At 74.6% G+C, this 13808-nt stretch carries 9 protein-coding genes and 1 pseudogene; 3 read left to right on the top strand and 7 right to left on the bottom strand.

The annotated features are described in order from the left end of the window. Positions 1-49 precede the first annotated feature (49 nt). Positions 50-1105 carry an aldo/keto reductase gene (locus tag OO57_RS14185; protein ID WP_033252770.1) on the bottom strand — a complete coding sequence of 352 codons (1056 nt, stop codon included), beginning with the start codon at positions 1103-1105 and terminating at the stop codon, positions 50-52. 199 nt (positions 1106-1304) lie between these two features. Further along, a complete protein-coding gene (locus OO57_RS41055; protein ID WP_234337337.1) occupies positions 1305-1889 on the bottom strand; it encodes an AraC family transcriptional regulator in 585 nt (194 codons plus the stop codon). A gap of 186 nt (positions 1890-2075) precedes the next feature. On the opposite strand from OO57_RS41055, the gene OO57_RS14175 reads away from it, so the two are divergent. Both OO57_RS14175 and OO57_RS14170 read left to right on the top strand, forming a co-directional pair. Then, the gene (locus OO57_RS14175; RefSeq protein WP_063737560.1) at positions 2076-2981 is read left to right on the top strand and encodes a helix-turn-helix transcriptional regulator; all 906 of its coding nucleotides are present in this window, start codon (positions 2076-2078) and stop codon (positions 2979-2981) included. A gap of 134 nt (positions 2982-3115) precedes the next feature. Beyond that, on the top strand, positions 3116-6322 hold the full coding sequence (locus tag OO57_RS14170; RefSeq protein WP_051777552.1) for a penicillin acylase family protein: 3207 nt from the start codon (positions 3116-3118) through the stop codon (positions 6320-6322). Positions 6323-6370: 48 nt separating this feature from the next. Here the strand turns inward: OO57_RS14170 and OO57_RS14165 are convergent, their stop codons facing one another. From OO57_RS14165 to OO57_RS14155, 3 genes are all read right to left on the bottom strand, one after another. Beyond that, complete coding sequence (locus OO57_RS14165) at positions 6371-8425, bottom strand: ABC transporter ATP-binding protein (RefSeq protein ID WP_033252769.1); 2055 nt, start codon at positions 8423-8425, stop codon at positions 6371-6373. After that, complete coding sequence (locus OO57_RS14160) at positions 8422-9423, bottom strand: ABC transporter permease (protein WP_051777550.1); 1002 nt, start codon at positions 9421-9423, stop codon at positions 8422-8424. Before OO57_RS14160 ends, OO57_RS14165 begins: the two co-directional genes overlap by 4 nt. Before the next feature lie 160 nt (positions 9424-9583). Continuing rightward, positions 9584-10567 carry an ABC transporter permease gene (locus OO57_RS14155; protein ID WP_033252768.1) on the bottom strand — a complete coding sequence of 328 codons (984 nt, stop codon included), beginning with the start codon at positions 10565-10567 and terminating at the stop codon, positions 9584-9586. Between the two features lie 362 nt (positions 10568-10929). Between OO57_RS14155 and OO57_RS14150 the strand changes: the two genes are divergently transcribed. After that, a complete protein-coding gene (locus OO57_RS14150; protein WP_033252767.1) occupies positions 10930-12624 on the top strand; it encodes an ABC transporter family substrate-binding protein in 1695 nt (564 codons plus the stop codon). Between the two features lie 84 nt (positions 12625-12708). Here the strand turns inward: OO57_RS14150 and OO57_RS14145 are convergent. Together OO57_RS14145 and OO57_RS14140 are read right to left on the bottom strand one after the other, a co-directional pair. Further along, positions 12709-13002: pseudogene (locus OO57_RS14145) on the bottom strand (alpha/beta fold hydrolase); the annotation flags it as partial. A 63-nt stretch (positions 13003-13065) separates the two neighbouring features. Further along, complete coding sequence (locus tag OO57_RS14140; protein WP_033252766.1) at positions 13066-13719, bottom strand: VOC family protein; 654 nt, start codon at positions 13717-13719, stop codon at positions 13066-13068. Positions 13720-13808: the final 89 nt, after the last annotated feature.

Raw genomic sequence — 13808 nt, 5'->3', positions numbered from 1 at the left:
ACGGGGCGAGGGCCGGGGCCGAGGCGGCCGGGTTCAGGGGCGGCCGGGTTCAGGGGCGGGTCGGGCCGTCGCCCGCGCCGGTCACGGCGGCCGCGGCGGCGATCGCGTCCCGGTCGGCGTCGGTGAGCTCCAAGGATCCGGCGCCGATCCAGCCGGCGACCTGTCCGGGGCGGCGGGCGCCGACGATCGCGCCGGTGACGCCGGGCCAGGCCAGCGTCCAGGCGAGGGCGACGGCGGAGACCGTGGTGCCGTGCGCCGCGGCGATCGGACGCAGGGCGTCGACCAGGGCGAGGTTGGCGGCGAGCCCGGTGGTGAACTCGGGGGAGCCCTTGCGCCAGTCGTCGTCCGGCAGGGCCGCGACCCGCTCGGCGCTGAACGCCCCGGTCAGCAGCCCGGAGTGGAGCGGCTGGTAGACGATCGCCCCGGCGCCGTGGGCGTGCGCCCAGGCGAGTTCGGGCGCGGCCTCCCGGTGCAGCAGGCTGAACTGGGGCTGGATCGCGTCGACGTGCGCGACCGCCTCGGCGGCGGCCAGCTGCGCGGTGTCGTGGTTGGACAGCGCGATCGCCCGCACCTTGCCCTCGGCCTTCAGTTCGGCCAGCACCGCCCAGTACTCCTCCAGCGCGGTGGCGTGCCGTGCGGTGGTGGCCGGGTCCTCGTCGGGGCCGAAGGTCAGCAGCGCGCCGTCGCCGGGCCAGTGCGCCTGGTAGAGGTCGATCCGCTCGACGCCCAGGCGGCGCAGCGAGTCCTCCACTTCGGTGCGGATGCTGGCGGGCCTGAGCAGCTTGCGGGGGGCGCGGCCCGGGTCGACCGGGTGGTCCCACACCAGGCCGGCCTTGGTGAAGACGTAGGGGCGCTCGGACTCGGGCAGGGCGGCGAGCGCCTTGCCGACGACCTCCTCGGAGTGGCCGAGCCCGTACGCCGGTGCGGTGTCGATCCAGTTCACCCCGGCGGCGACGGCCCGGTGGACGGTCGCGATCGAGTCGGCGTCGTCCTGGGCGCCCCAGGCGAAGCTCCAGCCGGCCCCGCCCAGCGCCCAGGCGCCGAAGCCGATCCGGCTGATGTCGAGGTCCGTGCCGCCGAGGCGGGTGGTGGGCAGGGCGTTCATGGCTGCGGGTTCCTCACGTTCGGGTGTCCGGGCGTCCGGGCGTTCGGGTGTCCGGGCGTTCGGGTGTCCGGGCGTCCGGGCGTCCGGGCGTCCGGGGGTGCGTCACCCATCCTCGCGACCGCGCGCGGCCCCACCCAGGGCTCCGCTCGTCCCCGGTACCGCCCGTCCTGGGTCTGCCGGAACCACCTTCGGGCACCGCTCAGTCGGTGCACGCGGCCGGGGCGACGCCCGTGAAGCGGCGGAACTCGACCATCAGGTGGGCCCGGTCGTAGTGGCCCGCCGCCGCGACCTCCGCCCACCGGCCCGGCCCGGCCGCGAGCACGGCGCGCACCCGCTCGATCCGGGCGAAGCGCTCGGGCGACAGGCCGGTGGCGTCGGTGCACAGGACGTGCAGGCGGCAGTCGCCGAGGTGTGGCCGGGCCGCCGCTCCGACGGTTCCGGGCGGTCGGCCAGCGCCGCGCCGAGGGCGGCACCGGGTCGGCGGCGAACCGGTCGTCGGCGTCCCGGGCCCGGCAGTTCGCCCAGCGGCTGGACGCCGTCGGCGGGACCGTTCAGCGAACGTCCGAGCAGGGCGCGGGCGCCCCGGTCGCATCCGGTCCCGCACGCACGAACGGCCGGGCGGGGCGCGGTAGTAGGCGGCCCGGGCGCGGAGGCCCACGAGCACCGGCTCGCGCCGGTCGGTGCGCAGCAGGAGCGTGGTGGCGTGGTCGGGCTCGTCGACCGGCGCCGCCACCGGCACCGCGACCGCCGCCGCGCCTGTTGTCGCGTCCGTCGCGTCCGTCACGTCCGCTGAGTGCACCGCACGGCGGGGGGCCCGGCCGCAGGGGGGGAGAGTCGGCCGGGCCCGCGTCCGCCGCACCCACCGCCTGCCCCGCGCCCGCGACTTCACACCCACCGTCCTCCGTTCGCCGTTCGCCGCCCCTGGTTCCGCCCCCGACGGCTCCCCCACCCGTTCACTAGGATCATGGTCATGAACCGACGAGCCGACCTCGGTGCCTTCCTGCGCTCCCGCCGCGCCCGGATCCGTCCGGAGGACGCGGGGCTGCGGGGTTTCGGCGAGCGGCGGCGGGTGCCGGGGCTGCGCCGGGAGGAGTTGGCCCAGCTCGCCGGGGTGAGCGCCGACTACTACACCCGTTTCGAGCAGGGCCGGGCCGAGAACGTGTCCGACGCGATCGTCGACGCCGTCGCCCGGGCGCTGCGCCTGGACGCGGTCGAGACCGGCCACCTGCACCGGCTGGTGCGGGCCACCGGCGGGCCGCTGCCGACGCCGGTGCAGCAGGTGCGTCCGGGCCTGCGGCGGCTGATGGACTCGATGCCGCACACCCCGGCGTACGTGGTGGGCCGCCGCACCGACGTGCTGGCCTGGAACGCGCCGATGGCCGCCATGATGGTCGACTTCGCGGCGCTCCCGGCCGAGCAGCTCAACAAGGCGTGGCTGGTGTTCTGCCACGAGGAGCTGCGCAGCCGCTTCGTCGACTGGGAGGCCAAGGCCCGGGACGTCGTCGCCTACCTGCGGCTCGACCTGGGCCGTCACCCCGGCGACCCCGCGTACCCGGCACTGGTCGCGGAACTGTCCGAGCGCAGCGGCGAGTTCGGGAGGTTGTGGGAGCAGCAGGAGCTCCGGGAGAAGACCCACGGCAGCTACCACCTGCGCCACCCCGCGGTGGGCGAGTTCACCGTCGCCTACGAGAGCCTGACCCTGCCCGGCGACGCCGACCAGACCCTGGTCACCTACACCGCCGAGGAGGGCTCCCCCTCCCAGGCCGCCCTGCACGTCCTCGCCGAACTCGCCGGACCTGCCGCCCCCACCCCCGCCCCCGCCCCCGACCCCGACCCCGTCCCCACCGGTTCCGGCCGCTCCGCCGGGGTTTCCTGACCTTCCGTCAGTCCGCTTGCGTGACAGGTGGATGACAGTTCCATGGCAACGTCCGCGCGACCCCTACCCGGCGGTCACTTCACGGACTAGCGTGCGCCCGAGCTTCCGATACCCACTGTCAGGAAGAGGTCCAGGTGCCCGCTGCCCCCGTTCCGCGCCGACTGCGTTCGGCCGCCCTCGCCTTGCTCGCCTCCACCGCGCTGCTGCTCGGCGCGCTCACCGCCCAGCCGGCCGCCGCGGCGGCCGCCGGGCCCGCCCCCGCCGCCGGCGACCCGTGCCTGGGCCAGTGCCAGGACATCCTGACGGCGGGTGAGAACGGGCACGCCACGCTGGCCGGGATCCTGCTGCACCAGAGCGTGGGCACCCGCCCGGCGCACTCGGCCGACCAGGTCGACCGGTACGACGCGCTGCTGCACGACTACAGCGGCCTGACGCCCGACCAGCTGTCGGACTACTTCAACGACGCCTCGTTCGGGGTGCCCGCCGGGCAAGTGGAGAGCACCAGCACGCCGCGCGCCGGGGTGACCATCACCCGGGACAAGGCGACGGGGACGCCGCACGTCAAGGGCGTCACCCGGTCCGACACCGAGTTCGGCGCGGGGTACGCGGCCGGGCAGGACCGGCTCTGGCTGATCGACGTGCTGCGGCACGTGGGGCGCGGGCAGCTGTCCTCGTTCGCGGGCGGCGCGCCGGGCAACCGGGCGCTGGAGCAGAGCCTGTGGGCGGTGGCCCCGTACACCGAGGCGGACCTGCAGCAGCAGATCGACCGGGTGCGGGCGTCCGGGCCGCGCGGGGCGCAGGCCTGGCAGGACGTGCAGGACTACGTGGCGGGCCTGAACGCCTTCGCGGCGGCGGACGTCGCGGCGAACAACTACCCGGGCGAGTACGTGCTGACCGGGCACGGTTCGACCATCGAGCCGTTCACGGACACCGACGTGGTGGCGATCTCCTCGGTGATCGGGGCGATCTTCGGCGGCGGCGGGGGCGGCGAGGTCGGCAACGCGCTGGCCCGGCTCGCCCTGCGGCAGCAGTACGGCACCGAGGCGGGCGACCGGGCGTACGCGGCCTGGCGGGCCGGGGACGACCCGGAGGCGACCGCCACCGTGCACGACGGCACCTCCTTCCCGTACGCGGCCTCGCCCGCCGACCCGGTGGGCACCGCGCTGCCGGACCCGGGGTCGGTCACCGAGCTGTCGCACGCCGCCAACGGCACGGGGAGCGCGGCCACCGCCGCGGCCACCGCCGCGGCGCCCTCCGCCGCCGAGGGCGTGCTGCCCGCCGACCTGATCACCGCGAAGAAGGGCATGTCGAACGCCCTGCTGGTGTCCGGCGCGCACACCGCCTCCGGGCACCCGGTGGCGGTTTTCGGCCCGCAGACCGGCTACTACGCGCCGCAGATCCTGATGGTGCAGGAGCTGGACGGCCCGGGCCTGCGCAGCCGGGGCGCGTCCTTCCCGGGGCTGAGCTTCTACGTGGAGATCGGCCGCGGCCTGGACTACTCGTGGAGTGCGACCTCCGCCAACCAGGACATCACCGACACCTTCGCGGTCGACCTGTGCGAGCCCGGCGGCGGCGCCCCGTCCACCTCCTCGCGCAGCTACCTGCTGGACGGCACCTGCACCCCGTTCGAGCAGCTGACCAGGCACAACGCCTGGCAGCCGACCACCGCGGACGCCACCGCGGCGGGCGCCTACGACCTGGTGACGCTGCGCTCGGCGTACGGGCTGGTCACCCACACCGGGACGGTCGGCGGGCGGCCGGTGGCGTACACCGCGCTGCGCTCCACCTACCAGCACGAGGTCGACTCGGTGGTCGGGTTCCAGCAGTTCAACGACCCGGCGGCGATCACCTCGGCGGCGGCGTTCCAGCGCGCCGCGCAGGACATCGGCTACACCTTCAACTGGTTCTACGCGGACGCCGACCACACCGCGTACTACAACTCCGGCGCCGAACCGCTGCGCGCCCCCGGCACCGACCCGGACCTGCCGGTCCTGGCCCGGCCCGCCTACACCTGGCAGGGCTGGGACCGGGCCGCCAACACCCCGGCGGTCGAACCGCCCGCCCGGCACGCCCAGTCCACCGACCAGGACTACTACGTCAGTTGGAACAACAAGCAGGCGCCGGGCTTCACCTCCGCCTGGGGCAACGGCGCCGTCCACCGGGCCGACCTGCTGGACACCCGGGTGAAGGCGCTGGTGCAGCGCGGCGGCGTCACCCGCACCGACCTGGTCAAGGCGATGGAGGACGCCGCCAACGTCGACCTGCGGGCCGAACGGGTGCTGCCCGAGCTGCTCGCGGTGCTGGACTCGGCGCCGGTCACCGACCCGGCCGCCGCCGACGCGATCACGAAGCTGCGGGCCTGGGCGGCGGGCGGCTCGCACCGGCGCGAGGCGAGCAAGGGCGCGGGCGCGTACACCGACGCGGAGGCGATCCGGGTGCTGGACGCCTGGTGGCCGCTGCTGGTCGAGGGCGAGTTCCGGCCCGGCCTGGGCGACGGGGCGTGGCGGGCGCTGACCGCCGTCGCGCCGATCAACGAGACGCCCTCCGGCGGGCAGCTGGGCGCGACCTCCGGCGGCAGCGACATCGCGGCGGGCGAGGCGCACAAGGGCTCGGCGTTCCAGCACGGCTGGTGGTCGTACGTCGACAAGGACCTGCGCGCGGTGCTCGGCCGCCCGGTCTCCGGGCCGCTGGACCGGACGTACTGCGGCGGCGGCGCCCTGAGCGCGTGCCGCCAGGTGCTGCTGACCACCCTCGCCCGGGCGGTGGCGACCCCGGCGACCGCCACGTACCCGGCCGACAAGTCCTGCGCGGCGGGCGACCAGCTGTGCGCCGACTCGATCGTGCACCGGGCGATGGGCGGCATCACCGTCCCGCGGATCGCCTGGCAGAACCGGCCCACCTACCAGCAGGTGGTGGAGTTCCCGGCCCGCCGCACCGACGACCTGACCAACCTGGCCCGCGGCGCGACCGCCACCGCCTCCGACTACCAGGACGCGATCGTGGTCGCCTACCCGCCCAAGCTGGCCGTCGACGGCAGCACCGGCACCCGCTGGGCCTCCAAGACGGTGGCCACCGCCTGGCTGAACGTCGACCTGGGGTCGGTCCGCAAGGTCGGCCGGGTCGTCCTCGACTGGTCCGACCAGTACGCCACCTCCTACCGCATCGACGTCTCCACCGACAGCACCACCTGGCGCACCGCCTACTCCACCACCACCGACCGCGGCGGCCTGGAGAACCGCGCCTTCACCCCGGTCGACGCCCGCCACGTCCGGGTGGTGATGCTGGCCCGCGGCACCGACAACCGCTACTCGCTCGACGAGGTCGGCGTGTACGGGAAGTGACGCGACGTCGGGCCCCGGGCACTGCCGCCCGGGGCCCGGCGCGCGGGTTCAGTCCGGGTAGTGGCAGGTGGCGGTGTGGTCGACGCCCGGCGCCGCGGGCAGGGCGGGGGGCGTCTCGGTGGCGCAGCGGGCGCGCTGCTCGGGGGCGAGGGCGGCGTGGACGGGGCAGCGGGGGCGGAAGGGGCAGCCGAGGTGGCGTTCGGCCGGGGAGGGCGGATCGCCGGCCAGCAGCAGGCGGGGGCGGGCGCGTTCGGCGGGCGGGTCGGGGAGCGGGACGGCGGCGAGCAGGGCGCGGGTGTAGGGGTGGCGGGGGCGGGTGAGGACGCGGGCGGCGGTGCCGGTCTCGACGGTGCGGCCGAGGTACATGACGGCGACCCGGTCGGCGAGGTGGCGCACCACGGAGAGGTCGTGGGAGACGAACAGGTAGGCGAGGCCGAGTTCGGCCTTGAGCTGCTGGAGCAGGTTGAGCACGCCCGCCTGGACGGAGACGTCGAGGGCGGAGACGGGTTCGTCCAGGACCAGCAGGTCGGGGCGGACGGCGAGGGCGCGGGCGATGGAGATGCGCTGGCGCTGGCCGCCGGAGAACTCGTGGGGGTAGCGGTCGGCGTGCGCGGGGTCGAGGCCGACCTGGCGCAGCAGTTCGGGGACTCGGCGGCGGGCCTCCGCCTTGGGGGTGCGCTGGGCGAGCAGGGGTTCGGCGAGCACGTCGCCGACCGGCATCCGCGGGTCGAGGGAGGCGGCCGGGTCCTGGAAGACGATCTGGACGCGGGAGCGCAGCCGCCGGACGGCGGCCCGGTCGAGGGCTGCGGTGTCCTGGCCGAGGAGTTCGATCCGGCCGCCCTGCGGGGCGGCCAGCCGCAGGATCTCGTACAGGGTGGTGGACTTGCCGGAGCCGGACTCGCCGACCAGGCCGAGCGTCTCGCCCTGCCGGATGTCGAGGTCGACGCCGTCGACGGCGTGCACCTCGCCCGCCCGGCGGCGCAGCAGGCCGCCGCGGTGGCGGGGGAAGCTGCGGGTGAGGCCGCGGACGGCGAGGACGCTGTCGCGGGCGGCGCGTGGACGGGGAACGGCAGCGGGCAGGGCCGGGACGGGGTAGACCTCGGCGGGGGCGGGCCGGGTGGCGGCGAGGTGGTCGGCGCGGACGCAGGCGGCGCGGTGGTCGCCGGTGCCGCTGGCGCTGCCGGTGCCGGTGCCGGTGAGCGGGGGCTCGGCGGTGCGGCAGCGGTCCTCGGTGAGCGGGCAGCGGTCGGCGAACGCGCAGCCGGGGCGGGCGGGTTCGCCGGCGGCGGGCGGGCGGCCCGGTATCGGGACGAGCGGGCCGCCGCGGCCGTCGAGCCGGGGGACGGCGCCGATCAGGCCGAGGGTGTAGGGGTGGCGGGGCGCGGCGAACAGCTCGTCGACGGGGGCGGCCTCGACGATCCGTCCGGCGTACATGACGGCGACCCGGTCGGCGCTGCCCGCGATCACCCCGAGGTCGTGGCTGACCAGGACGAGGGCGGCGCCGCTCTCGCGCCGGGCGGTGCGCAGCACCTCGAGGACCTGGGCCTGGATGGTGACGTCGAGGGCGGTGGTGGGTTCGTCGGCGAGCAGCACGTCGGGTTCGTTGGCCACCGCCATGGCGATCATGGCGCGTTGGCGCATGCCGCCGGAGAACTCGTGCGGGAAGGCGTCCAGGGCGCGGGCCGGGTCGGGGATGCCGACCAGGTCGAGGAGTTCGGCGGCGCGCTTGCGGGCGGCGGTGCGGCCGACGTCCTGGTGTGTCCGGACGGCTTCGGCGATCTGGTCGCCGATCCGGTGGACGGGGGTGAAGGCGGACAGCGGGTCCTGGAAGACCATGGCGATGCGGCGTCCGCGGACGGCGGCGAGCTGCCGGGCGGGCAGGCCGAGCAGTTCGCGGCCGTCCAGGCGGACGGAGCCGCCGGTGCGGGCGGTGGCGGGCAGCAGGCCGAGGACGGCGAGCGCGGTGACGGACTTGCCGGAGCCGGACTCGCCGACCAGGCCGAGCGTCTCGCCGCGGTGCAGGTCGAGGTCGACGCCGCGGACCGCCGGGTGGCCGTCGAAGTCGACGGTGAGGTCGCGGACGGTGAGCAGCGGGGTGGTCATGGGGTGCTCCGGCGCGAGGGGGTGTCGGTGGATCGGGTGGGGCGTCGCCGGTCTCCGCGACGGGTGCGCTCTCCACGGCGGCTGCGGGGGCGGTGGCGTCCGGCGGCGGCCGTCGGGTCGAGGGCGTCGCGCAGGCCGTCACCGACCAGGTTGACGGCGAGCACGAACAGCACCAGCAGTCCGGCGGCGAAGTAGAACAGCCAGGGGAAGACGGGCGCGTCGGCGGCCCCGGCGGCCAGCAGGGTGCCGAGCGAGACGTCGGGCGGGCGGACGCCGAAGCCGAAGTAGGAGAGCGCGGCCTCGCTCATCACGGCGCCGCCGACGGTCACGGTGGCGTCGATGATCAGGAAGGAGGAGACGTTCGGCAGCACGTGCCGCCAGATGATCCGGAACGGCCCGACGCCCATGTACCGGGCGGCAGCGACGAATTCGCGCTCGCGCAGCGAGCGGGTCATCGACCTGACCACCCGGGCGGTGACCATCCAGTTGAAGACGGCGAGCAGCAGCACGAAGGCGATCCAGCCGCTGCCGCGCAGCCGGGGCGAGAGCACCGCGATCACCAGGAAGGCGGGGAAGATCAGCAGCAGGTCGACCAGGAAGGTCAGCACCCGGTCGGTCCAGCCGCCGAAGTACCCGGCGCAGGCGCCGACCAGTGAGGCCAGTCCGGTGGAGAGGACGGCCACCAGCAGCCCGATCACCAGGGACTTCTGCAGGCCGCGGACGGTCTGCGCGAACACGTCCTGGCCGAGCCCGTTGGTACCGAACCAGTGTGTGCCGGAAGGGGGTTGACGCAGGCTGCCGTAGTCGGGGGCGGCGTAGTCCCAGGGTGTCAGGTACGGCCCGACGAAGGCCAGCAGGAACAGCAGCACCAGCACGACCAGCCCGACCAGCGCCCCGCGCGACCCGGCCACCCGGGCGGCGGCCAACCGCAACCGCCCGCGCGGCACCGACGGCTCGTCGGGCGACTGCTCGGCAGCAGCGGCGAGTTCGACGCTCATCCGGCCACCGCCCCGAGGCCACGGGAACCGGACCGCCCGACGGCGGCCCCGGGCCGGTCTCCGACGTTGCCCGCTCCCCCGCCGGAGGCGGACCGCAGCCCTCCCACCGGAAGGGTCGCACGGAGCGGCAACCGCGGCGCGGCGAAGGCGAGTTCGACGCTCATCCGACTCGCACCCGGGGGTCGAGCGCGGCGTGCAGGGCGTCGGCGAGGAGGCCCGCGGCGAGGACCACCACGGCGGCGAAGAGGTTGACCGCGGCCACCGAGTTGACGTCCTGTTCGTTGACGGCCTGGATGAACCACTCGCCCATGCCGTGCCAGCCGAAGATGGTCTCGGTGAAGGCGGCGCCGGTGAACAGGCCGAGGAAGGCGTAGGCGAACATGGTGGTCATCGGGATGACGGCGGTACGCAGGCCGTGCTTGAGCAGGGCGCGGCCGCGGGTGAGCCCCTTGGCCTCGGCGGTGCGCAGGTAGTCCGCGCCGAGCACGTCGAGCATGGTGGCGCGCTGGTAGCGGCTGTAGGTGGCGAGGCCGCCGAGGGCGAGCGAGAGGGTGGGCAGCAGCAGGTGCAGCGCCCAGTCGGCGAGGTGGGCGCCGATCCCGCCGGCCAGGTTGGGCGTCTCGTAGCCGGTGAACGGGACGACCTCGTGCCCGGCGGCGTTCTTGGCGGCGATCGCGCCGTTCTTGAGCAGCAGGGCGAACAGGAAGACGGGGGTGGAGAGCAGGACGAAGGAGAGCACGGTCAGCGTCCGGTCGGAGAGCCGGTACTGGCGCACCGCGCTCCAGGCCCCGGCGGCGACGCCGAGCAGCATGCCGAGCAGGCTGCCGACCAGCAGGAGCCGCAGCGAGACCCAGATCCGGCGGCCGAACTCCTCGTTGACGGAGGTGCCGTGGATGGTGCGGCCGAGGTCGCCGTGGAGCAGGCCGTTCGCCCAGGTGCCGAAGCGTTCGACGACGGGGGTGCGGTCGTTGAGGTTGAGCGCGGTCAGCTGCCGGTCGACGGAGGCGGCGGAGGGTCGCGGCTGCTTGGCCTCGAAGTAGGCGCGGGGGCCGAGCGCGGTGCCGGTGAGGGCGTACGAGAGGAACACCGCTGCGGTGAGCAGGGCGGCGTAGTAGCCGAGCCGCCCCGCGAGGTATCGCGTCACGGCCTGCCCCCGGTGTGGTTCGCACACCTTCGGAACATGGTCTTTTGCCTTCGCTAGTACGGGTTTTGACGCACTTTCGCGCAGCAGTTGTACGCCACGCCGGGCGGTCCGTCCAGGGCCCGTCGGGTCGACGGACCCGTCCGGTCCGGCGAACCCGCTGGTCACAGCTGATCAGACGGGTGCGGACGGGGTGTTGCGGCGGTGTTGCGCCGCGTTTCGTTTCGATCAGTTCTGCGCACGACCCCCTGGTGGGTCGGCTGACGGGCTGTTACGTTCGGCCCGCCGGCACCGACTTGGCTGCCCACCATCAAGTGTCGCCACACCCGGCGGCCCCCGACTCTTCGAAATCCGAGGACTCCCCGATGCGCACTCCGCCCGCCACCCGCCGGACCGGCCGCGCCGCCGCCGCGGCCCTCGCCGCCCTCCTCGCCGCGACCGCCTGCAGCTCGGCGGGGGGATCCGGCGGAGACGTGGCCAAGACCGTGGCGCCCACCGTGGACGCCGAGGACAACAACCCGCAGCCGCCGGAGAACGTCAAGGACGGCGGCGAGCTGCGCCTTCCGCTCCAGCAGTGGATCACCCAGTGGAACCCTTACCAGGTCGACGGCCGGTACGGGGACGCGGTGGAGATCATGACCTACACCGAGGCCAAGCTCTTCCGGGTCGACGCCAAGGGCGTCTTCCACCCCGACCCCTCGTACCTGGTCTCCGCCGAGGTCACCTCCACCTCGCCGCAGGTGGTGACGTACAAGCTCAACCCGAAGGCGGTCTGGTCGGACGGCACCCCGATCGGTTACCGCGACTTCGCGGCGGTCTGGAAGTCCTCCAACGGCAAGGACCCGGCCTACAACATCGCCGACCCCTCCGGCTACGAGCAGATCTCCGCCGTCGAGCAGGGCGCGGACGCGAGCGAGGTCAAGGTCACCTTCGCCGATCCGTACGCCGACTGGCAGAACCTGTTCAACCCGCTGCTGCCCGCCTCCGGGCTCTCCACCCCGCAGGACTTCAACGAGGGCTGGGTGGAGAAGACCCCGGTCTTCGGCGGCCCGTTCGTGGTCTCGAACGCCGACAAGACCGCGCAGACCATCACCCTGACGCCCAACCCCCGCTGGTGGGGCCCGAAGCCCAAGCTGGACCGGATCACCTACCGGGTGCTGGACGCCGCCGCGATCACCCAGGCGTTCCTGAACAACGAGATCGACCTGGCCTCGGCGGGCAGCGCCGCCTCGTACGGCCAGCTCAAGGACGCCCCCGACGCGGCGATCCGCACCGGCACCCCGTGGGACGAGGTGCACATCTCCTTCGGCGGCAACGGCCCGCTCGCCGACCAGAAGGTCCGCCAGGCGCTCGGCCGGGCGCTGGACCGCGCCTCGCTGATCAAGATCGCCAACAAGGGCGTCCCGGTGGAGTTCAAGCCGCTGGACAACCACCTGTTCATGACCAACCAGAACGGCTACCGCAACAACTCCGCCGACTGGGCCGGCTACGACCCGGCCACCGCGAAGAAGTGGCTGGACGAGGCCGGGTGGAAGGACGCGGGCGGCAGCCGCAGCAAGGACGGGCAGCCGCTGGAGCTGCACTACGTGCTGAACGACGCCTCCAACCAGGCGCAGGTCGACCTGGCCACCGCCGTGCAGAACATGCTCCAGCAGGTCGGCGTCAAGCTGGTCGTCGACAAGGTGCCCAGCAAGGAGTACTTCACCAAGTACGTCAACCAAGGGAAGTTCGACCTGGCCAGCTGGCGCAACACCGACTCCTTCCCGCTCTCCCAGACGGTGGCGATCTACCGCGCCCCGCAGGGCGACAACGTGTTCGGCAACTACTCGAAGCTCAGCACCCCCGAGATCGACACCCTGCTGCGCAAGGCCGCCGCCACCCTCGACCCGGCGCAGGCCGCCGAGCTGTACAACCAGGCCGACGCGAAGATCTGGGAGCTCGGCCACACCCTGGAGCTCTACCAGCGCCCCAGCATCGTCGCCGTCCGCAAGGGCCTGGCCAACTTCGGCGCCGGCAGCCTGGCCAGCACCGTGATCACCTCGGTCGGCTGGCAGAAGTGACCGCTCCAGCCCCGGCTCCGGCCCCGACCCCGGCCCCCGGAGGGCTCAACGGTGCTTGAACTCCTCCAGGGCCTCCAGCACCGTCCGGCGCGCATAGGCGGCCGGCAGGGCGTACACGTCGCCGTCCCGGACGTGTTCGGGGACGGCGGCCCGGAAGCGGTCCCACGCCTCGGGCCTGAAGGCCGAGACCCGGTGGTGGAGCCAGTCGGTCTCGGCCCGACGGGTGGTGGTGACCGTCTGGAGGACGATCTCGCCGACCCGCTCCGGGGGCTGCTGCGCGTACGCGGGGATCAGCGTGGAGCCCCAGGAGGCGCCGTCCAGCAGCCAGCGTTCGACGCCCAGGTGCACGCGCAGCCGCTCCAGGTCGTCGACCAGGTGCGGACCGGATCGCGCACCGTCCCGACTCGCCCCGCGCGCCCCGCGCGCACCGCGGTCAGTGCCTCAGGCGGCACCCGCCCGCACGTCCGCCGCCGCCCGCACGTCCGCGGTCGCCCAGCGGAAGCCGTCCGGGTCGGTGAACGCCTCCGTGCCCGCGGCGTGGGCCGTCAGCCGGTGCGAGCCGCCGCCCTCCGGGGCCACCCCCAGGTCCTTGGCCAGCGCCTTGCGGCGGTAGAGCGCGAGCTTCACCCGGCCCTCCCCCGCCGCGAACTCGGCGTACACCCGGCCGAAGCCCTTCGCCACGGTGAAGCCCCGCTCGACGTAGTACCGCTTGGTCGCCGCGAAGTCCGCCACCCCGATCAGCAGCACGACCTCCTCGACCTTGCGGGTGGCCGGTCCGGTGCTCTTCTTCGCCGAGGTCGCCAGCTTCCAGATCGCCCCGTCCGGGGCCTGCACCACCGCGCCGTAGCCCCACAGCGACTTGGCGGCGGCCTTGAGCACCTCCGCCCCGGCGGCCACCGCCGAGGCGACGAAGCTGTCCACGTCGGCGGGCTCGGGCACGGTCAGGGCGAGCGTGAAGCCGCGGAACCCCTCGGAGGGCTCGGTCGCGGCCCGCAGCCGCAGCAGGTCCTCGTCGAGGTCGAACGCGTCGGCGTAGAAACGGGCGGCGGCCTCGGGGTCGGCCGCGTCCAGGGTGATGCTCTCGATGTCTGCCATGCCCGCAACGCTAGGCGCCACCGCCCGCCCGGGGCTTCTCGATTCCTGACCGGTGCGGCCGGGGCGCCGCCGTGCTCCCCGCCCGGGGC

This window comes from Kitasatospora phosalacinea, assembly GCF_000717185.1.
GTDB classification, from domain to species: domain Bacteria; phylum Actinomycetota; class Actinomycetes; order Streptomycetales; family Streptomycetaceae; genus Kitasatospora; species Kitasatospora phosalacinea_A.
The sequence above is the reverse complement of the archived record's forward strand: the minus strand, read 5'-3'. Positions and strand labels throughout refer to the sequence as shown.